The following is a 20,628-nucleotide window of genomic DNA, read 5'->3' as shown; positions in this document are numbered from 1 at the left end:
GCTCCTGGTCGCAGGGTTCTTACTCGTGAGTCAACTTACTCAGGCGTAAGGAGAACGCAATGGACGGGACACGTGTCGGCTACCCGGAGCAGCCTCCCTCGCAGTCGTTCACCCGGCTCGCCTGCTCGACCGCGGTCGCGAGGCCGCGTACCGCGGTGTCCTGCGAGGAGTCGGCCAGCTTGGCGGCCCGGGTGGCGAGTTCGTCCAGGGGCAGCGCGCCGGGCAGGGAGCTGCTCCAGCGGGCGTCGTCCGCGCGCAGGGCGTCGGCGAAGTAGCCGGCCACGGCAGCGACCTGGAAGGACCGCGGCGAGGTCCACACGCCGTCGTGGAGGGCGCCGGTCTCCAGCTGACCGGACTCCTCGTGCGGGGCGCGGGAGTCGGGGTCGAGCCAGCGGACGCTCGCGGTGGCGAGGTGGCCCCAGGCGCCGGGCCTGGTGCGCACGGCGTAGAGGGCGGTCACCGTGTGGCCGGGTCCCACCTCGCCGCCGTCCACCCGGTCGTCGCGGAAGTCCTGGTCGGCGACCTTGCGGTTGTCGTAGCCGATCAGCCGGAACTTCTCGACCGTCTGCGGATCGAAGGCGACCTGCGCCTTGGCGTCGCGGGCCGCGAGGTCGATGTTCTGCGGGAGCTGCTCGCAGAAGACCGTACGGGCGTCGTCCTCGTTCGAGACGTACGTGGTGTGGCCGTCGCCCTTGTCGGCGAGGCGTTCCATGAGGGCGTCGCCGTACTCGCTGCCCACGCCGACGCCGAAGAGGGTGATGCCGTGTTCGCGGCGGGCGGTGGAGATCCGCTCCAGGATGGAGTCCGCGTCGGTGTCGCCGGTGTTGGCGAGCGCGTCGGAGATCAGGACGACCCGGTTGGTGGCGCCCTCGCGCAGACCCTCGACGGCCGTGTCGTACCCGGTGTCCACGCCCGCGCCGAGGTTGGTCGAATCCTGGGGCTCCAGGCCGTCGATCGCGTCGTGGACGCGGCCGCGGTGGTCGCCGAGGCGTGTCATGGGCAGCACGGTCTTCGCCTCGTCGCTGAAGGTGACCAGCGCGACCGAGTCGTCGTCGCGCAGCCGGTCGGTCATCACGTCGAGGGAGTCCTTGGCCAGGTCGAGACGGCCCGGCTCCTCCATGGAGCCGGAGACGTCGATGACGAACGTGAGGGCGGCGGGCGGGCGTTCCCGGTCGCTCTCGGCCGCGCGGGTGGCGAGGCCGACCCGGACCAGCGACCAGCGGTCGTCATCCGTGCGGGCGCCGTCGACGGAGACCGAGAAACCGTTGCCGTCGGGGCGCGCGTAGTCCTGGCGGAAGCTGTTGACGAACTCCTCGGGGCGGATGGTGGACGGGTCGGGGATCCGCCCGTTCGCCAGAGTGCGGCGGGCGTAGCCGTACGAGGCGGTGTCGACGTCGAGCGCGAAGGTGGAGAGGTAGTCGGGCGACGGAGCGATCTCGCGGTCGGGAGCGCCGGTCTGTTCCCCCTGGGCGCTGTCGGAGCCCGACGTCTGGGCGGGCGCGGGCAGGGGAAGGTTGCGGCCCCCCGATTTGTCGGCGCCGTCCGCGGAGTTGCTGCCGTCACCGCTCGCGCTGCATCCGGTCAGCAGGACGGCGCCCGCCGTCGTCAGGGCGAGCAGGGCGCCGCGCAGTCGACGACCGCCCATGGCCCGCGTCCGTATGTGGTCCATCCCCATGTGTGCCCCCTCGGTGAGCGGCCGTGTGTGGGCCGACGTCTGTGACTGTGACGTCCGAGGGGGCCGGACTGTGCGCTCCGGAGCATTGCGGATGGATCTCGAAGCGGCCACGACGGGGGGCCGTCGAGACCGGTGGGTGATCTTCCGGAGACCTAGGACACGATGTCCTTGCGCCGGAAACCCCGGAAGGCCAGGGCGAACAGCACGAGCGCGTACGTTATGGAAATCGCCGCGCCCTGGATCATGCCGCTCCACTCCGGGGTGGGCTGCACCGCGTCGGCCCAGGCGAACTGCCAGTGCGCGGGCAGGAAGTCGCGCCAGTGGCCGAGGGCGGTGACGGCGTCCAGCACATTGCCGACGATGGTGAGGCCGACCGCGCCACCGACCGCGCCCAGCGGGGCGTCCGTCTTGGTCGACAGCCAGAACGCGAGCCCGGCGGTGACCAGTTGGGACACGAAGATGTACGCGATCACCACGAGGAGCCGCTGGGACGCGGTGCCCGCGGAGAGCGCACCGCCGGTGGGAATCTCCAGCGGACCCCAGCCGTAGGCCGCGGTGCCCACCGCGATCGCGACGACCGGCAGCAGCACCATCGCGGCGAGGCTGAGGCCGAGGGCGACGGTGAGCTTGGACCACAGCAGCCGCGCCCGCGGCACGGGGGCCGCCAGCAGATAGCGCAGCGACGACCAGCTCGCCTCGGAGGCGATGGTGTCACCGCAGAACAGCGCGACCGGGATCACCAGCAGGAAGCCCGCCGAGACGAACAGGTTCACCGCGGCGAAGTTCGCGCCCGACGCGGTGGCCGTGTCCATCAGGGTGACCTGGCCGTTGCGCGCGCCCGGCCGGCCGCCGATCGCGAAGGCGACGACGAGGACGAACGGCAGTGCCGCGAGGATCGCGCCCATGACCAGGGTGCGGCGCCGCTTCAACTGCCGGATCAGCTCCACGCGCAACGGAAGCGTGTGCCGCGCCCGGTACCCGTCGGCCGTCTCGGTGCGCTCGACGAGCGTGCTCATGCTGAGCCTCCGATCAGGGTGAGGAACGCGTCTTCCAGGCGACGGTGGGGGCCCACCGACGTCACGGGCACTTCGAGCCGCACGAGCTCCACGACCAGGCCTTGTGCGCTTCCGGCGGGGTCGAGGCGGACCAGCAGCCCGCCGTCGGCGGTGACGGCCGAGGCCACGCCCGGCAGCGCGCCGACCTTCTCGACGACCGGTTCGTCCACGGGGGACGCGGTGCCGACGAGCAGGGTGTCGCCGGACCCGACGATCTCACTCACCGGGCCCGCCTGGACCAGTCGGCCGCGGTCCATGACCACCAGGTGCGTGCAGGTCTGCTCGACCTCGGCCAGGAGATGGCTGGAGACGATGACCGTGCGGCCCGCGGCGGCGTAACGGATCATCACCTCGCGCATCTCGCGGATCTGTGGCGGGTCGAGGCCGTTGGTGGGTTCGTCGAGGATCAGCAGGTCCGGGAGGCCGAGCATCGCCTGGGCGATGGCGAGGCGCTGGCGCATGCCCTGGGAGTAGGTGCGGACCGCGCGGGCCAGCGCGTCGCCCAGGCCCGCGATCTCCAGGGCCTCCTCCAGATGGGCGTCCTGCGGCGGGCGGCCCGTCGCCCGCCAGTACAGCTCCAGGTTCTCGCGGCCCGAGAGGTGTGGCAGGAAGCCCGCGCCCTCGACGAACGCCCCGACCCGGGAGAGCACCGGCGCGCCGGGCTTGATCTGGTGCCCGAAGACATGGATCTCGCCGCCGTCGGGCTTGATGAGGCCCATGAGCATGCGCAGGGTGGTCGTCTTGCCCGCGCCGTTCGGCCCGAGCAGGCCGAGGACCTGGCCCTTCTCGACACGGAAGGACAGCTCCCGTACCGCGTACCGGTCCGCAGATTTCGCGTACCGCTTGCTCAAGTCCGTGATCTGGAGCGGCACTTCGGCGAGCTCCGGATCGGGCGCCCCCGGTGTCGTACGGCGGCGGCCCGTCAGCAGCAGCGCCAGCGCGACCAGCGCGCCCGCGAGCGGCAGCCACCACACCCAGGCGGGCAGCGGGGCGGCGGCCGTCGTCACACCGGATGCCGTGGGGACCTGGAGGTCGCTCTTCAGGGACACGGTGTACGTCGCCGGGGCCGCCGGTGACGCGTACCCGAGGTCCGTCGAGGCGAGGACCAGCTTGAGCCGGTGGCCCTTCTGCACCTCGTGGTCGATGGCGGGCAGGGTGATGGTGACGTCCTTGCCGGCCTTCGCGCCCGGGACGCGCACGGGGGTGACCAGCTGCGAGGGCAGCACCTGTTGGGTGCCGCCCGGCCCGACGTCGTAGACCTTGCCGAACAGGACCGCGTCGTCGGTGCTCGACGTGACGTGCACCGTCACCTTCGGCGATCCGGTGATCCGCAGGTCATGGGCGAACGGCGTGGACTCGAAGCGCGCGTACTGGCCCGGGAAGTCGAGGGAGACGCCGACGCCGAGGGAGGAGAGCTGGGCGAGGCCGCCCGAGCCGCCGAGTCCGGGGAGCGCCGAGATGGCGGGCGGGTTCGCCCCCGCCGGGTTCTCGAAGCTCTGCTCGCGGCCGCTCAGCGAGACGGCGTGCGGCCCGCTCTCCAGTCCGGGATAGGTGTCCGCGCTCGCGCCTCTCAGCAGGGCGGCGCCGTCGGTGGAGTCGATGCCGCCGGTTCGGGTGACGCGGAAGGCGGGGCCCGTGTCGGCGTTCTTGTCGTTCTTCAGATAGCGGTCGAACCAGGAGCCGACGCGGGATTCGACGCGGGCCGTCTCCATGTCGCCGCCGTCGTGGCCGCCGGAGATCCAGTCGACGTCGACGGGCGCGCCGTTGGCCCGGATCGCCTTGGCCATCGCGTCGGCCTGACCGAGCGGGAAGAGGGAGTCGGACTGGCCCTGCACGATGAGCGTGGGCACCTTGATGCGGTCGCCGACGGCGGCCGGGGAGCGCTCTTCCAGCAGGGCGCGCGCGGCGGCGTCCGGCTTGCCGGACTCCGCGACCCGGTTGTACATCGCGCACAGCTCGGCCTCGAACCGGTCGCAGCCGCCGCCGGAGTTGAAGAAGATGCCGGTCCAGAGCTTCTTGAACACCCCGTTCGGGAAGAGGGAGTCCGCGAGGTTCCAGTACGTGATCGACGGGGCGATCGCGTCGACCCGCTGGTCGTAGCCCGCTGCCAGCAGGGAGATCGCCCCGCCGTACGAGCCGCCGGTGACGCCCACGCGCGGGTCGCCGCTCTTGTCGAGCTGGACCTCGGGCCGCTCGGCCAGCCAGTCGATGAGCTTCGAGACGTCGGCGACCTCGCCCTGGGGATCGTTCAGCCCGATCTTCCCCGTCGACTTGCCGAAGCCGCGCGCCGACCAGGTCAGCACCGCGTATCCGTCGCTGGCGAGTTTCTCCGCCTCGGCCCGGACGTCCTCCTTGCTGCCGCCGAAGCCGTGCGCCAGGAGGACGGCGGGGCGGCGGGCCGAGGAGGAGCCCGCTGTGAAGTACGAGGTGTCGAGCCGCACCCCGCCGCCCATGGCCATGACGCGGTCGGCGCGGTGCACGGGCGGGGTGTCGCCCGAGGCGACAGCCGTCCACGTGCCCGCGCCGGCGAGCACGACGACGGCGGCAGCCGCGGCCGCCGCCGTCCTCCGAGCCCTCAACTTCGTTCGAGCAGGGAGGGACCCCCACCGGAGCCCGCGCAGTCGGGGCAGTCGAAGATCCATGCGTCAACGGTACGGGCCGCCACCGACAACCGATGCAGCCACCGGGCTGAACCCTCGCCCCTCCCACGGGAGTACGGTCACCGCCCGGCATACCGCGACCGTGGTACGACCGCCGCGACCGTGGTACGACGGCCGCGACCGTACGCCCGCCGCGCCCGCCGCGGCCGCCGCGCCCGCCCGCGAACGCGGCCGCTCCGGGGCGGGGGTCGGCGTCGGCACCGGAAACGACGTCGCCCCTGCCACCTGCCGCAGCGCGGGTGGCAAGGACGACGGGTCGTGCCCGGTGGTGACGAAGGACTTCGGCCAGGCGCTCAGGCCTGCGCGTCCTCGGGGATCGACACCAGCCAGCGGGTCTCGCGGCGCGGGCGCAGGTAGAAGGCCCAGTAGAGGGTGGCGACGGCGGTGATGCCGCCGGTCCACAGCAGGTAGGTCACGTCCTGCTGGCTCAGGATGTACGCGAGGACCGCGATCAGCAGGACCGGCATCGCGGGCCACAGCGGCATCCGCCAGGCGGTCGTGCCGGCGTGCTTGCCGCGTCGGGCGAGCAGCGCGGCGACCGCGACCAGCAGGTACATGCCCGTCACGGACACGCCGGTCACGCCGTACAGGGTGTCCAGGTTGACGAAGCAGAGCAGGGCGCCGGGGACACCGACGAGGAGCGTGGCGACCCAGGGGGAGCCGAAGCGGCCGAGCCGCGAGAGCCCCTTGTTGACCGGCTCGGGCCACGCCTTGTCGCGGGCGGAGGCGAACAGGACCCGCGAGTTCTGGATGACCATGACGATGCCCGCGTTGATGATCGCGAGGGCCACGCAGAGGCTGACGAAGGTGCCGACGGCGGAGTTCGACCAGGCGGTGACCATGGCGCTGATGTCACCGCCGGTCAGCGTCGACAGGTCCGAGGCGCCCATGGTGATCGCGACGACCGGGACCAGGATGATCACCGTGGAGATGGCGAGGGTGGCGAGGACCGTACGGGCGACGTTGCGGCGCGGGTTCTCCAGTTCCTCGGAGAGGTAGACCGCGGTCGAGAAGCCCTGGGTGACGAAGAGGGCGATGGCGAGCCCGGAGACGACCAGCATGGCCGTCACGGTGTCCGTGTGGCCGCCGGAGCCCGCCACCTGCATCGAGACCAGGCTGCCGGCGCCGCGCTCGCTGTGCGTGAAGCCCAGGACCGCCACGACGGCCGCCGCGATGACTTCGAGGACCAGGAAGACGCCGGTGATCCAGGCGTTGGCCCGCAGGTCGAGCAGACCGGCGAGGGTGGCGAGCAGCATGACCGCGGCGCCCGCGTAGGAGGGGTCGAGGTGCACGATCGGGGCGAGGTAGTCCGCCGTGCCCATCGCGATCACCGGCGGCACGATCATGACGACCAGGAGCGAGAGGACGAAGACCAGCCAGCCCGCGAGGCGTCCGGCCATCGTGGAGACCATGGCGTACTCGCCGCCCGCGCTGGGGATGAGGGTGCCCAGCTCGGAGTAACAGAACGCCACGGCTATACAGAGCAGCGAGCCGATCGCGATGGTGAGCGCGGTCGCCGTGCCGAGGGACGAGAACAGGTCGGGCACGACCACGAAGAGCGTGGAAGCGGGCGTCACGCAGGAGAGCGTCAGCAGGGTGCCGCCGACGATGCCGATGGAGCGCTTGAGCTTTTGGGGACTGCCGGAGGCCGTGGGGACGGCGTCCGGGAGGGCCGGCTCGACAGGGCGGAGCGTGTCGGTCATTGAAGCGGTTCCGATCGACTCGTGCGTCAGATGATTCGGGCGGGAGCGTTATCGCCTCCGGCGGCTCGCGTCGTTCATCTCTTCGTCCGCTCCCGACGCTGATGGAACCTTGACGGAAACCGTTGCGTCAATGGCCGTTTACCTACGGAATCCGCAACAGCGGAGCGACCCATGTCACATAACTTTCCCAGGCTGTAACGCCTCTATGTTGCAATCATCAAGACCTACTCAAGTCTGACCTTGCTTTCGAAGGTCAATCATGAAGAGCGCCTGGGTCACCCCTTTCGTCCCGCCTGAACGGGAATCGTTGCGGGAGTGTCAAAAAAACATGAAGCCGTCCGCATCGCGGACGGCTTCACGGCCTTGCTGGATCGCGCTCAGTGGTTGCGCGGGAAGCCCAGGTCGACGCCGATGGGGGCCTCCGACGGGTCCGGCCAGCGGGTGGTGACGACCTTGCCGCGGGTGTAGAAGTGCGTGCCGTCGTTGCCGTAGATGTGGTGGTCCCCGAAGAGGGAGTCCTTCCAGCCGCCGAAGGAGTGGTAGCCGACGGGCACCGGGATCGGCACGTTCACGCCGACCATGCCCGCCTCGATCTCCAGCTGGAAGCGGCGGGCGGCGCCGCCGTCCCGGGTGAAGATCGCGGTGCCGTTGCCGAACGGGGACGCGTTGATGAGGGCCACGCCCTCCTCGTAGGTGTCGACGCGCAGCACGCACAGCACCGGGCCGAAGATCTCGTCCTTGTACGCGTCAGCCGTCAGCGGCACGCGGTCCAGCAGCGAGAGGCCGATCCAGTGGCCGCCCTCGAAGCCCTCCACCGTGTGGCCCGTGCCGTCGAGGACGACCTCGGAGCCCTGGTCGGCCGCACCCTTCACATAGGACGCCACCTTGTCGCGGTGCGCGGCCGTGATCAGCGGGCCCATCTCGGAGGCCGGGTCGTTGCCGGGGCCGATCTTGATCTTCTCCGCGCGCTCGCGGATCTTCTGCACCAGCTCGTCGCCGATCGCGCCGACGGCGACGACGGCCGAGATGGCCATGCAGCGCTCGCCTGCCGAGCCGTAGGCGGCCGAGACGGCGGCGTCGGCCGCCGCGTCCAGGTCCGCGTCCGGCAGAACCAGCATGTGGTTCTTGGCGCCGCCCAGGGCCTGGACCCGCTTGCCGTTCGCCGAGGCCGTGGTGTGGATGTAGCGGGCGATCGGGGTCGAGCCGACGAAGGAGACGGCGGCGACGTCCGGGTGCTCCAGGAGGCGGTCGACGGCGACCTTGTCACCGTGGACGACGTTGAAGACGCCGTCGGGCAGACCGGCCTCCGCCAGCAGCTCGGCGATCTTCATCGACGCCGACGGGTCCTTCTCCGACGGCTTCAGTACGAAAGTGTTGCCGCACGCGATGGCCAGCGGGAACATCCACATCGGGACCATGGCCGGGAAGTTGAACGGCGTGATGCCCGCGACGACACCGAGCGGCTGGCGGATCGAGGACACGTCGACCCGGGAGGCCACCTCGGTCGACAGCTCGCCCTTCAGCTGCACGGTGATCCCGCACGCCAGGTCGACGATCTCCAGGCCGCGCGCGACCTCGCCGAGCGCGTCCGAGTGCACCTTGCCGTGCTCGGCGGTGATCAGCTCGGCGATCTCGTCGCGATGGGCGTCGAGCAGCGCGCGGAACTTGAAGAGGATCGTGGTCCGCTTGGCCAGCGAGGACTGGCCCCAGGTCGCGTAGGCGTCCTTCGCGGCGGCGACCGCCGCGTCCACCTCGTCGACGGTCGCGAAGGCGACCAGCGTCGTCACGGCGCCGGTCGCCGGGTCGGTGACCGGCCCGTACGTACCCGACGCACCTTCGACAGTCTTGCCACCGATCCAGTGGTTGACGGTCTTCGTCATGGCCAAAAACTCCTTCACAGATGGCGGCGTCGGGCGGCGACGTGCCGGTCGTACTCCTCACGCGCCTTGACCGCCGACGATCGGGTCGCGGTCTCGGCCACAGGTACATCCCACCAGGCTTGGGCCGGAGGCGCGCCCGACACTCTGTCTGCCGTTTCGGTCTCCACGTAGACACATGTGGGAGTGTCCGAGGCGCGCGCCTCGGCCAGGGCGGCCCGCAGGTCACGGACGGTCTTCGCGCGTAGGACCCGCATGCCCAGGCTGGCCGCGTTGGCGGCGAGATCGACCGGCAGCGGCGCCCCCGTGTACGTGCGCTCCTCCGACCGGTAGCGGTACGCCGTGCCGAACCGCTCGCCTCCCACGGACTCGGAGAGCCCGCCGATGGACGCGTACCCGTGGTTCTGCAGGATCAGCACCTTGATCGCGATGCCTTCCTGCACGGCGGTGACGATCTCCGTCGGCATCATCAGATACGTGCCGTCGCCGACCAGCGCCCAGACGGGACGGCCGGGGGCCGCCATCCGGACGCCGATCGCGGCCGGGATCTCATAGCCCATGCACGAGTAGCCGTACTCGACGTGGTACTGGTCCCGCGACCGCGGCCGCCACAGTTTGTGCAGGTCACCGGGGAGCGAACCGGCCGCGTTGATCAGGATGTCCTGCTCGTCGACCAGCTCGTCGAGTATGCCGAGGACCTGCGGCTGGGTCGGCCGGATGTCCGGGTCCTCGGCCTCGTAGGCCGCGTCGACCCGGTACTCCCAGCGCTCCTTGTCGTCCGTGTACTCGGTGACATACGCCGGCTCGGCGCGGTGCTTGTGCAGCAGCAGCGCCTCGGTGAGCTCCTCGAGGCCCACGCGCGCGTCCGCGATCAGCGTCTGCCCGGAGAGCTTGTGGCCGTCGTAGGGCGCGATGTTGAGGTTGAGGAAGCGGACGCCCGAGGCGGCGAAGAGGGTGCCGGAGGCGGTGGTGAAGTCGGTGTAGCGGGTGCCGACGCCGATCACCAGGTCGGCGGTGCGGGCGAGTTCGTCTGCGGTCGCCGTGCCGGTGTGCCCGATGCCGCCGACGTCCTGCGGATGGTCCCAGCGCAGGGAACCCTTGCCCGCCTGGGTGGAGGCGACGGGGATGCGGGTGGCGGCGGCGAGTTCGGCGAGCGCCGCCTCGGCACGGCCGTGATGGACTCCGCCACCCGCGACGATCAGGGGGCGGCGGGCCTCACGGATCGCCGTGACGGCGGCGGCCAGTTCGCTCTGGTCCGGCGCCGGACGGCGTACCGTCCAGGTCCGCTCGGCGAAGAACTCCTCCGGCCAGTCGTACGCCTCCGCCTGCACGTCCTGCGGCAGCGCGAGTGTGACGGCGCCGGTCTCGACGGGATCGCTGAGCACGCGCATGGCCTGCAGGGCGGCCGGGATCAGGGCTTCCGGGCGGGTGACCCGGTCGAAGTACTTCGACACCGGGCGCAGACAGTCGTTGACCGACACATCGCCCGCGTACGGCACTTCGAGCTGCTGGAGCACCGGGTCGGCGGGGCGGGACGCGAAGATGTCGCCGGGCAGGAGCAGGACGGGGAGATGGTTGATCGTCGCGAGGGCGGCGCCGGTGACGAGATTCGTGGCGCCGGGGCCGATGGAGGTGGTCACGGCGTGCGTGGAGAGCCGGTTGGACTGGCGCGCGTACCCGACGGCCGCGTGCACCATCGCCTGTTCGTTACGGCCCTGGTGGTACGGCATCTCGTCGCCGTACTCGATGAGTGCCTGGCCGATCCCGGCGACGTTTCCGTGGCCGAAGATGCCCCAGGTGGCGCCGATCAGCCGCTGCCGCTCACCGTCCCGTTCCGTGTACTGGGCGGCCAGGAACCGCACCAGCGCCTGCGCGACCGTCAGCCTCGTCGTTGAGGTCATCGGTATCCCTCTGTGCTTGCAGTGTCGTCTACGTGTTCCGGGTGGAAGCAGATCCGCCACTCCCTGTCCTCCCCCGGCCCGGCCATCACGTTCAGGTAGTACATCGGGTGGCCGGGCTGGGCGATGGACGGGCCGTGCCATCCGTCGGGGACGAGGACGGCGTCGCCGGTGCGGACCTCGGCGAGGACGTCGGATCCGCCCTCGTGTGAAGGGAATACGCGCTGATAGCCGAATCCGTTCGGGCCGTCGATCTCGAAGTAGTAGATCTCCTCGAGTTCGCTCTCCTCACCCGGCCGGTGCTCGTCGTGCTTGTGCGGCGGATACGAGGACCAGTTGCCGCCGGGGGTGACGACCTCGACGGCGATGAGCCTGTCGCAGTCGAAGGCGTCGGCGGAGGCGAAATTGCGTACTTCGCGGGCGCAGTTGCCGCTGCCGCGGTCTTCGACGGGAACCTCCGGCGCGGGGCCGTAGCGGGCGGGGAGTCGGCGCTCGCACTTCGCTCCTGCCAGGGCGAAGCGGCCTCCCACGCCGGAGGCGATCAGGGCCCGGGCGTCACGGGGCACGTACGCGAAGTCGGAGACTTTGGCGAACACGCTCTCCCTGCCCAGGAGTGAGAACTCGTCGTCGTCCACCCGCACGGTGCAGCCGCCGCTGAGCGGGAGGATGATCCACTCGCTGTCACCGGTGGTGAAGGTGTGCGTGCCGCCGGGCCCCAGCTCCACGATCCGCAGGCTGCTGTGGGTCCAGCCGGCGCGCTTGGGGTCGATGTCGAGCACGTAGTTCGCGTCGGCGGTGGTGCCCTTCGGGACGTACAGCCCGTTGGCCTGCCGGCTGGTCCGCTGCTCGTTGGTCATGGGGCCCTCACAGGAGTCCTACGGCGGTGTCCACGGCCGCGGCCACATCGCCGTCCGCCGGGTAGAGCAGCGAGCGGCCGACCACCAGCCCCCGCACGGTGGGGAGTTGGAGCGCACCCCGCCACTTCTCGTACGCGCCCTCCTGGTCCTCGCCCACATCGCCCCCGAGGAGGACGGCTGGCAGGGTGGAGGTCTCCATGACGCGGGCCATGTCGTCGGGGTTCTCGGTGACGGGGACCTTCAGCCAGGTGTACGCCGAACTGCCGCCCAGGCCGCTCGCGATGGCGATGGACTTGGTGACGGCCTCGGCGCTCAGGTCGTTGCGCAGTGTCCCGTCGTCGCGGCGGCGGCACAGGAACGGCTCGACGAAGACCGGGAGTCGGCGCTCCGCCATCTCGTCGACGACCCGGGCGGTGGCCTCCAGGGTGCGCAGCGAGCCCGGGTCGTCGTAGTCGATGCGCAGCAGCAGCTTGCCCGCGTCGAAGCCGAGCCGTTCGATGTCCCGCGGGCGGTGCCCGGTGAACCGGTCGTCCAGTTCGAAGGAGGCGCCCGCGAGTCCGCCCCGGTTCATCGAGCCGATGATCACCTTGCCGTCGAGCGCGCCGAGCAGCAGCAGGTCGTCGAGGATGTCGGCGGTGGCGAGCACCCCGTCGACGCCGGGCCGGGACAGGGCGAGGCAGAGCCGCTCCAGGAGGTCGGCGCGGCCGGCCATGGCGAACTTGCGGTCGCCGACGGCCAGGGCGCCCCGGGCCGGATGGTCCGCGGCGACGATCATCAGCCGGCCCGAGTCGTCGACGAGCGGGCGGCGCGGCCGGCGCGCGGCGGCCTCGGCGATCGCCTCGGGGTGGTGGGTGCGGGTACGGACGAGTTCGGCGACGTCGACGCGCTGGTGAGGGGAGCGGAGTCGCTCGTAGGCGAGCGGGGCGCCGGTGGGCGCGTCTCCCCCTTGCTCGTGCCGCGCTCCCCCGACGTGGCCCGCCCTCATCACCGCACCGCTCCCGCCGTGAGCGCGTCCTCGACCTCTTCGGGGGTCGGCATCGCGGAGGAGCACTCCAGGCGCGAGGCGACGATGGCGCCGGCGGCGTTCGCGTACCGCATGACGCGCTCCAAGTCCCAGTCGGCGAGCAGGCCGTGACACAGGGAGCCGCCGAAGGCGTCGCCGGCGCCGAGGCCGTTGAGGACCGTCACCGGCAGGGGCGGCACCTCGGCGCAGGTGCCTTCGCGGTGCACGGCGAGGACGCCCTTGGGTCCCTGCTTCACGACGGCGAGTTCGACGCCGGCTTCGAGGAGGGCCCGGGCCGCCGCGTGCGGGTCGCGCTCCCCCGTGGCGATCTCGACCTCGTCGACATTGCCGACGGCGACGGTGGTGTGGCGCAGGGCCTCGGCGTAGAAGGGGCGCGCCGATTCCGGGTCCCGCCAGAACATGGGCCGCCAGTCGAGGTCGAAAACCGTCGCAGCGGACTTGGCGCGGTGGGCCAGCGCCGCGAGGGTCGCCGTGCGGCTGGGCTCCTCGCTCAGGCCCGTGCCGGTCACCCAGAAGACGCGGGCCTCGCGGATGGCCTCCAGGTCGAGGTCGTGCGCGTCGATCTCCAGGTCGGGAGCCTTGGGCCGCCGGTAGAAGTAGAGCGGGAAGTCGTCGGGCGGGAAGACCTCGCAGAAGGTGACGGGGGTCGGCAGGCCGGGGACCGGCGTGACCCAGCGATCGTCGACGCCGAAGTCGCGCAGCGCCTCGTGCAGGTAGGTGCCGAAGGGGTCGTCGCCCGTCCGGGTGATCACCGCCGTACGCCGTCCGAGTCGGGCCGCGGCCACCGCGACGTTCGTCGCCGAGCCGCCGAGGAACTTCCCGAAGGACGTCACCTGCGCCAGCGGGACCCCCGTCTGCAGCGGGTACAGGTCCACACCGATCCGCCCCATGGTGATCAGGTCGTACGCCATCGACTTCCCTTCGCTGCGGCTGCCCCCAGGTCTAGTCCCGCGCGGGGAGCCCTGTCAACGTTTTGTCCAGACATTCGGACCAGGCCTTGACACCTCTCCGGGGCCACCGGAAGCTGACGCCCATGACGTCGTTGTCACCGCAGTCATCGCCTCAGCCGCTGCCCGAGCCGTCGCCACGGTCGTCGCCTCCCTCCTCACTGTCGCGCATCCGGATCGGTTCGGCTCCCGACTCCTGGGGCGTCTGGTTCCCCGACGATCCCCAGCAGGTGCCCTGGCAGCGCTTCCTCGACGAGGTCTCTGAGTCCGGGTACGCATGGATCGAGCTGGGCCCGTACGGCTATCTGCCCACCGATCCGGTCGTCCTCGAGGAGGAGACCGCCCGGCGCGGGCTCACCGTCTCGGCCGGCACGGTCTTCACCGGACTGCACCGGGGCCCGGACGTGTGGGAGTCCACCTGGGCGCACGTCTCGGACATCGCGGCGCTCACCCAGGCGATGGGCGCCGAGCACCTCGTCGTCATCCCGGCCTTCTGGCGCGACGACAAGACGGGCGAGGTGCTGGAGGACAGCACACTGACGCCGACGCAGTGGCGCAATCTGACCGCCCAGACCGAGCGGCTCGCCCATGAGGTGCGCGAGCGCTACGGACTGCGGATCGTCGTCCACCCGCACGCGGACACCCACATCGACAGCGAGGAGAACGTCACGCGGTTCCTCGACGCGACGGACTCCTCACTGGTGTCGCTGTGCCTCGACACCGGGCACTACGCCTACTGCGGCGGCGACAGCGTCAAGCTCATCGAGACCTACGGCGAGCGCATCGGCTACCTCCACCTCAAGCAGGTGGACCCGCTGATCCTGGCCGAGGTACGCGCGAACGAGATCCCCTTCGGGCCCGCGGTGGCCCGTGGCGTGATGTGCGAACCGCCGTCCGGAGTACCGGCCCTCGAACCCGTCCTCGCCGCCGCGCAGCAGCTCGGCGTCGACCTCTTCGCGATCGTCGAGCAGGACATGTACCCCTGCCCGCCGGACAAGCCGCTGCCGATCGCCCGGCGGACGCGGGCGTTCCTGAGGTCCTGCGGGGCGTAAGCCGTACGCCACTTCGACATCCGTACGCCACATCGACGGCCGTGGCCGTGGAGGCCCGCCGGGAGCCGGGGACTCGGCGGGCCTTCCGGCCTTTCCGGGCCGTGTGCACCACCTCCGGCCTCTCCGGGCCGCGTGCACCACTTCCGGCCTCTCCGGGCCGCGTGCACCGTGAGGGTTCCCAGGTGCGGGCGGCGACGGGAGGGGCGTGACCGATGGCGACAGGGCAGCGAAGGCAGGACGACGTCGTCTCGCGCGCGGGACACGGGCCGGGGGGCTCCTGGGAGACCGTGCTCGCGCCGCCCCACCCGCGACTGCGCCCCGGGGTGATCAGCTACCGCGGTATCCGGCTCGACCTCGACGGCGCCGCGACCTCGGTGTGCCCCGACCTCGTTCGCGGGGCGTCCGGGGTGCCGGCTGTGCCCACCGCCTGCGGCGCCCTGTGGGACGACTGCCCACGGCGGCGGCCGCAGCGGTAGCGCATCGGCGCCCGTCGGCGGCGCCCCACGGGGATGGCAGTCACGCCTCGTCCTGAATGCGTCACTCGTGTCACAAAGAACCGCCTTCTGTCACACATGTCGCGTGTACGCGAGTCTTGGGTCACACCCGATCCACAGGGGCTTCCCTGCTCTCACGCTGTGTCGTTCACGGGGCACAGGCTTTGTGATCGCCAGCGCAGCGCCCGGCTCCCCCGACGGCCGCCCCCGGCCGCCGCCGCGGTGCGCGCAGGGAGGTGCCCTCATGACCGACCGTAGGCTCTGGTCGTACAAGGAGATCGCCGCGCACATCAAGGTGCAGCCGGACACCGTGCGGTCGTACCGCAAGCACGGGCTGCTCCCCCCGCCCGACCATGTGGAGGGCGGAAAGCCCTACTGGTACGCGGATACCGTCCGGGCCTGGGTCGCGTCCCGGCCGGGAAACCGCGGTCGCAGATTCGACTGAACGCCGCTTCAGTCACCCGCTCCTGTGCCCCACCCGACCGGTGGGGTTCAGCCACCCACCCCTGTGCCCCACCGACCGGTGGGGCACAGCCGTCCGTACGGCCTTCGCCGGCGAGGTCGTCCGCTACGAGGGGACCCGGCGAGCCGCGGCTCACGCCGAGGTCATCCCCGGACCGGGGTCAGCTCCACGGCTCGATGACCGTCACCCCCGACCCCGGTGCCGTCCCCATCGCCGCCAGGGCGGCGGGCACCGCGTCCAGCGGGACGGTGGACGTCACCAGGAGGTCGGGCCGGACTACGCCCGCGGAGACCAGTTCCAGCATCCCCGGATAGGCGTGCGCCGCCATCCCGTGGCTGCCCAGCACTTCGAGTTCGAGGCCGATCACGCGGGACATCGGGACCGGGGTGGCACCCGTCGGCGAGGGCAGCAGGCCGACCTGGACATGGCGGCCCCGGCGACGCAGACCGTTCACCGAGTTCACGCAGGTGACGGGCGAGCCCAAGGCGTCCAGCGACAAGTGAGCGCCGCCGCCCGTCAGTTCGCGGACCGCCTCCGCCGTGTCCGCGGCCCGGGACGCGTCCACGCACTCCGCCGCCCCGAACTTCCGTGCCAGGTCCAGCGCCTGGGGAGATACGTCGACCGCCACGACCCGCGCCCCCGACGCCGCGGCGATCATCACGGCCGAGAGACCCACGCCTCCGCAGCCGTGCACCGCGACCCACTCTCCCGCGGCGACCCGCCCCTGCGCGACGACCGCGCGGTACGCCGTGGCGAACCGGCAGCCGAGCGAGGCCGCCGTCGCGAAGGACAACTCCTCCGGCACCGCGACCAGGTTCACATCGGCGTGGTCCAGTGCCACGTACTGCGCGAAGGATCCCCAGTGGGTGAACCCCGGCTGGGTCTGCCGTTCGCACACCTGCTGGTCGCCCGCCGCGCACGAGGGACAGCTGCCGCAGGCACAGACGAACGGGACGGTGACCCGGTCGCCGGGATGCCAGCCGGCGACGCGGGCACCCACCGCCTCGACGACCCCGGCGAGTTCGTGCCCCGGAACATGCGGCAGCGTGATGTCCGGGTCGTGCCCCATCCAGCCGTGCCAGTCGCTGCGGCACAGCCCGGTGGCTTCGACCCGCACCACGACGCCGTGCTCCGCGGGGGTCGGGTCCGCCACCTCACGTACCTCGGCCGGTTCCCCGTACCGCTCGAACACCACTGCCCGCATCCGTCTCGCCCTCCACCCGGAGCTCACCTTCCGGAGGGAACGCTAACTCCGCACCTCGGCCTTGTCCCGGTCCTGGTTCTGGTCCCGGTCCCGGTTCTGGTGCTGGTCCCGGTCCTGGTGCTGGTCCCGGTCCTGGTTCTCGGCACCCTCCTCCGGTATCTCCGGGGCAATCGCCGCCGGCGCCTCGCCCTCGCTGAGTCCGAACCTGTTGTGGAAGCGTCGCAGCGGACCCGGCGCCCACCAGGTGGCGCGGCCCGTGAGACGCATGACCGCCGGGACCAGCAGACTGCGGACGACCATCGCGTCCATCAGCACGGCGAGCGCGATGCCCAGGCCGAGCATCTTGGTGTTGGTCACGCGCGAGGTACCGATCGCGACCATCACCACCGCGAGGATGACCGCGGCCGCGGTGATCAGTCCGCCGGTGCGCTGGAGGCCGAAGCGGACCGCTTCCCGGTGGTCGCCGGTGTGGTCGTACTCCTCCTTCATCCGGGAGAGGAGGAAGACGCCGTAGTCCATGGAGAGGCCGAACGCGACGCAGAACATGAGGACCGGGAGGGTCGTCTCGATCGAGCCCGGGCTGGTGAAGTCGAGCAGGCCGGACAGATGACCGTCCTGGAAGACCCAGACCACCGCGCCGAACATCGCCGTCAGGCTGAGCGCGTTGAGCAGCACCGCCTGGATCGGGATCAGCACACTGCCGGTCAGCAGGAACACCAGGAGAAGGGTGACGATCGCGATGAACGCCGCCGCCCAGGGCAGCCGGTCGCCTATGGCGTGCTTGGAGTCGACCAGAACGGCGGCCGTGCCGGTCACCGCCGTGTCGAACGGGGCGTGCGTGGCGCGGAGTTCGCCCACCAGATGCTGGGCCCCCTCGTCGACGGCCTCGCCCTTCGGCAGCACCGTGAAGTACGCCGAGTCGCCCTTCACCAGGGGCCCGTCCACCCGCAGCACTCCGGGTAGGGCGGAGATCCGGTCCTTGTACCGCGCGTACTCGGTCTCGGCGGCCCGTCCCTCGGCGAGTACTTCCAGGCTGCCGCCGGGGTTGCCCGGGAAGCCGTCCCGTATGTGCTGCTGGACCACATGGGACTCGGCGCCGGAGGGCAGTTGACGGTCGTCCGCGGTGCCGAACTTCACGCCCAGGAAGGGCAGTCCGAGGACGACCAGGCCGAGCGTGGTGGCCACCGCGAAGACCGGCGCCCTGCGCATCACCAGGGAGGCCATGCGTCCCCAGCCCGCTCCGCCGCCGGTCGCCGGCGGCTCGCCGCGCCTGAACAGGCGCCGCAGATCGAAGGAGTTCACCCGGTGGCCGAGCAGCACCAGCGTCGCCGGGAGCAGGATCAGCGCGGCGCCCGCGGCCAGCAGCACCACGGCGATGCCCGCGTAGGCGAAGGAGCGCAGGAAGTACTGCGGGAAGAGCAGCATCGCGGCCAGGGACACGGCGACCGTGAGGGACGAGAAGAGGACCGTGCGGCCCGCGGTGCGCAGGGTGGTGCCCACGGCGGTCAACGGCTCGGCGCCCGTGCCCAGTTCCTCGCGGAACCTGCGGACGATGAACAGCGCGTAGTCGATGGCGAGGCCGAGGCCCAGGGCCGTGGTGAGGTTCATCGCGAAGACCGAGACGTCGGTGAACTCGGTGAGGCCGCGCAGTACCGCGTTCGTGCCCAGGATCGCGATGACGCCCACCGCGAGGGGCAGCAGGGCGGCGATCGCGCTGCCGAAGACCATCACCAGCAGCACCAGGGTCACCGGCAGGGCGATCATCTCGGCCCGGGTCAGGTCCTCGCGGATGGTCGTCTGCATCTCGTGCTGTACGGCGACCGGTCCGCCGACCTTCACCTGAACCGGGCCGTGCGTCCCCCGATAGGAAGGCGCGAGCCGGTCCAGGGTCTCGCCTGCGGTCTTCTCGTCGCCGGTCAGCCGCGCGGCGATCAGCGCCTGGTGCCCGTCCTCGGCCTTCAGCGCCGGTGAGCCGGACTGCCAGTACGACCCGACGCCCGTGACGCCTCGCTCACCGGCGAGCCGCGCCGTGATCCGCTTCGCCTCCGCGGCGATCGCCGGATCGTCGACCGAGGCACCACCCGAGTCGACGAGGAGCAGCAGATTGGGCTGCGAGGCGGGGAACTCGCGCTCCAGCGCCTTGGTCGCGTACGTGGACTGGGCGGTCGGGTCCTGCCAGCCGCCGCTGCCCAGCCGGTCGGCGACCCCGCTGCCGGCGACCACGGCGAGCGCGGTCAGCAACAGCGCGACCAGCAGGGAGAGTCTCGGCCGCGCGGTCACGAAACGGGTCCAGCCGCCCACGCGCGCATCACCCACGCGCGCGTCGCCCACCCGTGCTCCGCCTCGCGTACCGCTGTCGTGACCGCCGCCGTGACCGCCGCCGGAGCCCTCCCGGACCTGCTCGCCCTCCGGGCTCGCCCCGTGGTCGTCGCCCCCGCCCCTCTCACTGCCGTCATCTGCGCTGCTGACGTCGGTCATCGTGCGGCGTCCCCTTCACCGTGACCCTGCACCCTGCCCATCCGTTCAGGCAGCATGGGTCGCCTCTTGCCATAGACTGGCAAACGCGAGAGTCCGCTCGCGTTTCACCAGAATGCGAGCGACCGCTCGTATTTGTCAATCTCGTTCGGAGAACTGGGGACAACTCGTGCCGGAAACGCCGGAGATGCCGAAGGTGCCGGAGGAGGCGCCCGGGAAGCGGCAGGACACCGAGGAGCGGCCCCGCCGTCGGCAGGCCCGCGGCGAGCGCCGTATCGCCCAGCTGCTGGAGGCCGCCGCCTCCGTCTTCTGCACGACCGGGTACACCGCCGCCAGCACGAACGCCATCGCCCGCGAGGCGGGCGTCTCACCCGGCACGCTGTACCAGTTCTTCCCGAACAAGGAGGCCATCGCGATCGAGCTGGGCGACCGGCTCATGCACGAGATGCGCACGGCGTACGGCGAGGCGCTCGCGCCGGTCGACCCCGCGACCCCGCTGGAGGAGGCCGTCGGCGGCGCCATCGACCGCTTCATCGCCTTCAACTGCGATCACCCCGTGTTCTTCGCGCTGATGCACGGTCCGGACATCCCGGGCCGGATCGCCGAGGAGCACGACGCGCTGCACGCGACCCTGGTCTCCCGGATCGAGGGGCTGCTCTCCTCGCTCCTGCCGGGCGCGGCCGCCGCCGACGTCGCGCGCACCGCGCATGTCTGCCTGGGCATATACAAGGCCGGCCTGGAGCTGGTGCTCGCGCACGCGGGAGCGGAGCGTGAGGCGTACGTCCGGGAGCTGAAGAACGTCCTCTTCCGCTACCTCCAGCCCATGCTCGGCGACCCCGCCGTCACACCGGCGGGCCACACCCCGCCCCCGGCCGCGTCGGGCTACACCCCGCCTCCAGCCGCGCCGGGCCTCACCACGGCTCCGCCCCACTGACGGGTGTCTTGGGGGATCTTTTTTCGCCCCCTCCGCCCCTGCCCTTCCCGCACCCGGGGGCGCCGCCCCCGGACCCCCGCTCCTCAAACGCCGGAGGGGCTGGAACTTAAACGCCGGACGGCTGGAATCAAACGCCGGAGGGCTGGGACTGAACGTCGGAGAGGCCAGGCGGACGCCGGAGGGCTGGGACTGAACGTCGGAGGGGTGGCGTGGACGCCGGTGGGGCTGGGCCTTCGCCCGGTGGAGCAGCACCGTGCCGATGCGCCGGGGCCGGACGCGACAGGATGGGCGTCCCGGACTGGGGCATAGC

Annotated in this window: 15 protein-coding genes; 4 read left to right on the top strand and 11 right to left on the bottom strand. The window is 71.5% G+C overall.

Annotated features, from left to right (window positions below):
• Positions 1–79: 79 nt before the first annotated feature.
• From ACFVXA_RS12170 to iolC, 9 genes are all read right to left on the bottom strand, one after another.
• Positions 80–1,675: a von Willebrand factor type A domain-containing protein gene (locus tag ACFVXA_RS12170; RefSeq protein WP_384017077.1), complete on the bottom strand. Its 1,596-nt coding sequence runs from the start codon at positions 1,673–1,675 to the stop codon at positions 80–82.
• Positions 1,676–1,827: 152 nt separating this feature from the next.
• On the bottom strand, positions 1,828–2,691 hold the full coding sequence (locus tag ACFVXA_RS12165) for an ABC transporter permease (RefSeq protein ID WP_390024849.1): 864 nt from the start codon (positions 2,689–2,691) through the stop codon (positions 1,828–1,830).
• Positions 2,688–5,372: an alpha/beta fold hydrolase gene (locus ACFVXA_RS12160; protein WP_390024847.1), complete on the bottom strand. Its 2,685-nt coding sequence runs from the start codon at positions 5,370–5,372 to the stop codon at positions 2,688–2,690. Before ACFVXA_RS12160 ends, ACFVXA_RS12165 begins: the two co-directional genes overlap by 4 nt.
• 311 nt (positions 5,373–5,683) lie before the next feature.
• Positions 5,684–7,093, bottom strand: coding sequence for an APC family permease (locus tag ACFVXA_RS12155; RefSeq protein WP_389758782.1), 1,410 nt, complete (start codon positions 7,091–7,093; stop codon positions 5,684–5,686).
• A gap of 377 nt (positions 7,094–7,470) precedes the next feature.
• Positions 7,471–8,973 (bottom strand): CoA-acylating methylmalonate-semialdehyde dehydrogenase, encoded by a 1,503-nt coding sequence (mmsA, locus tag ACFVXA_RS12150; RefSeq protein WP_390024845.1) that lies wholly within the window; start codon positions 8,971–8,973, stop codon positions 7,471–7,473.
• 14 nt (positions 8,974–8,987) lie between these two features.
• The gene (gene iolD / locus ACFVXA_RS12145) at positions 8,988–10,871 is read right to left on the bottom strand and encodes a 3D-(3,5/4)-trihydroxycyclohexane-1,2-dione acylhydrolase (decyclizing) (RefSeq protein WP_362017902.1); all 1,884 of its coding nucleotides are present in this window, start codon (positions 10,869–10,871) and stop codon (positions 8,988–8,990) included.
• Positions 10,868–11,725, bottom strand: coding sequence for a 5-deoxy-glucuronate isomerase (gene iolB / locus ACFVXA_RS12140; RefSeq protein WP_383734912.1), 858 nt, complete (start codon positions 11,723–11,725; stop codon positions 10,868–10,870). The genes iolD and iolB overlap by 4 nt, the downstream gene beginning before the upstream one ends.
• Positions 11,726–11,732: 7 nt before the next feature.
• Positions 11,733–12,710: a deoxyribose-phosphate aldolase gene (locus ACFVXA_RS12135; protein ID WP_390024843.1), complete on the bottom strand. Its 978-nt coding sequence runs from the start codon at positions 12,708–12,710 to the stop codon at positions 11,733–11,735.
• Entirely contained in the window at positions 12,710–13,660 is a 951-nt protein-coding gene (iolC, locus tag ACFVXA_RS12130) for a 5-dehydro-2-deoxygluconokinase (protein ID WP_390024841.1), read from the bottom strand. The genes ACFVXA_RS12135 and iolC overlap by 1 nt, the downstream gene beginning before the upstream one ends.
• Positions 13,661–13,782: 122 nt before the next feature.
• On the opposite strand from iolC, the gene ACFVXA_RS12125 reads away from it, so the two are divergent.
• The 3 genes from ACFVXA_RS12125 (at position 13,783) to ACFVXA_RS12115 (ending at position 15,687) form a co-directional block, all read left to right on the top strand.
• Complete coding sequence (locus ACFVXA_RS12125; RefSeq protein WP_362017898.1) at positions 13,783–14,748, top strand: sugar phosphate isomerase/epimerase; 966 nt, start codon at positions 13,783–13,785, stop codon at positions 14,746–14,748.
• 212 nt (positions 14,749–14,960) lie between these two features.
• A complete protein-coding gene (locus ACFVXA_RS12120; RefSeq protein WP_390024839.1) occupies positions 14,961–15,224 on the top strand; it encodes a hypothetical protein in 264 nt (87 codons plus the stop codon).
• Positions 15,225–15,486: 262 nt separating this feature from the next.
• Positions 15,487–15,687 carry a MerR family transcriptional regulator gene (locus ACFVXA_RS12115; protein ID WP_362017896.1) on the top strand — a complete coding sequence of 67 codons (201 nt, stop codon included), beginning with the start codon at positions 15,487–15,489 and terminating at the stop codon, positions 15,685–15,687.
• 178 nt (positions 15,688–15,865) lie between these two features.
• Here ACFVXA_RS12115 and ACFVXA_RS12110 read toward each other — a convergent pair whose 3' ends face one another.
• Both ACFVXA_RS12110 and ACFVXA_RS12105 read right to left on the bottom strand, forming a co-directional pair.
• Positions 15,866–16,909, bottom strand: coding sequence for a zinc-dependent alcohol dehydrogenase family protein (locus tag ACFVXA_RS12110; RefSeq protein ID WP_389464632.1), 1,044 nt, complete (start codon positions 16,907–16,909; stop codon positions 15,866–15,868).
• Positions 16,910–16,951: 42 nt separating this feature from the next.
• Positions 16,952–19,387 (bottom strand): MMPL family transporter, encoded by a 2,436-nt coding sequence (locus ACFVXA_RS12105; protein WP_390024837.1) that lies wholly within the window; start codon positions 19,385–19,387, stop codon positions 16,952–16,954.
• 184 nt (positions 19,388–19,571) lie between these two features.
• Here ACFVXA_RS12105 and ACFVXA_RS12100 point away from each other — a divergent pair, with 184 nt between their 5' ends.
• Positions 19,572–20,318, top strand: a complete 747-nt coding sequence (locus ACFVXA_RS12100; RefSeq protein WP_390024915.1) for a TetR family transcriptional regulator — start codon at positions 19,572–19,574, stop codon at positions 20,316–20,318.
• Positions 20,319–20,628: the final 310 nt, after the last annotated feature.

Origin of the sequence: Streptomyces sp. NPDC058246, from assembly GCF_042881985.1 — a bacterium.
Classification (GTDB): Bacteria; Actinomycetota; Actinomycetes; order Streptomycetales; family Streptomycetaceae; genus Streptomyces.
Note: the sequence above shows the minus strand (reverse complement) of the source record. Positions and strands in the feature narration are given on the sequence as shown.

Excerpts from the sequence above, each read along its gene's own strand:
- iolD (WP_362017902.1), bottom strand. The coding sequence starts at position 10,871 with ATGACCTCAACGACGAGGCTGACGGTCGCGCAGGCGCTGGTGCGGTTC.
- ACFVXA_RS12105 (WP_390024837.1), bottom strand. The coding sequence starts at position 19,387 with ATGACCGACGTCAGCAGCGCAGATGACGGCAGTGAGAGGGGCGGGGGC.
- iolB (WP_383734912.1), bottom strand. The coding sequence starts at position 11,725 with ATGACCAACGAGCAGCGGACCAGCCGGCAGGCCAACGGGCTGTACGTC.
- ACFVXA_RS12160 (WP_390024847.1), bottom strand. The coding sequence starts at position 5,372 with ATGGATCTTCGACTGCCCCGACTGCGCGGGCTCCGGTGGGGGTCCCTC.
- iolC (WP_390024841.1), bottom strand. The coding sequence starts at position 13,660 with ATGGCGTACGACCTGATCACCATGGGGCGGATCGGTGTGGACCTGTAC.
- ACFVXA_RS12125 (WP_362017898.1), top strand. The coding sequence starts at position 13,783 with ATGACGTCGTTGTCACCGCAGTCATCGCCTCAGCCGCTGCCCGAGCCG.
- ACFVXA_RS12165 (WP_390024849.1), bottom strand. The coding sequence starts at position 2,691 with ATGAGCACGCTCGTCGAGCGCACCGAGACGGCCGACGGGTACCGGGCG.
- ACFVXA_RS12100 (WP_390024915.1), top strand. The coding sequence starts at position 19,572 with ATGCCGAAGGTGCCGGAGGAGGCGCCCGGGAAGCGGCAGGACACCGAG.
- ACFVXA_RS12115 (WP_362017896.1), top strand. The coding sequence starts at position 15,487 with ATGACCGACCGTAGGCTCTGGTCGTACAAGGAGATCGCCGCGCACATC.
- ACFVXA_RS12135 (WP_390024843.1), bottom strand. The coding sequence starts at position 12,710 with ATGAGGGCGGGCCACGTCGGGGGAGCGCGGCACGAGCAAGGGGGAGAC.
- mmsA (WP_390024845.1), bottom strand. The coding sequence starts at position 8,973 with ATGACGAAGACCGTCAACCACTGGATCGGTGGCAAGACTGTCGAAGGT.
- ACFVXA_RS12170 (WP_384017077.1), bottom strand. The coding sequence starts at position 1,675 with ATGGGGATGGACCACATACGGACGCGGGCCATGGGCGGTCGTCGACTG.
- ACFVXA_RS12155 (WP_389758782.1), bottom strand. The coding sequence starts at position 7,093 with ATGACCGACACGCTCCGCCCTGTCGAGCCGGCCCTCCCGGACGCCGTC.
- ACFVXA_RS12110 (WP_389464632.1), bottom strand. The coding sequence starts at position 16,909 with ATGCGGGCAGTGGTGTTCGAGCGGTACGGGGAACCGGCCGAGGTACGT.
- ACFVXA_RS12120 (WP_390024839.1), top strand. The coding sequence starts at position 14,961 with ATGGCGACAGGGCAGCGAAGGCAGGACGACGTCGTCTCGCGCGCGGGA.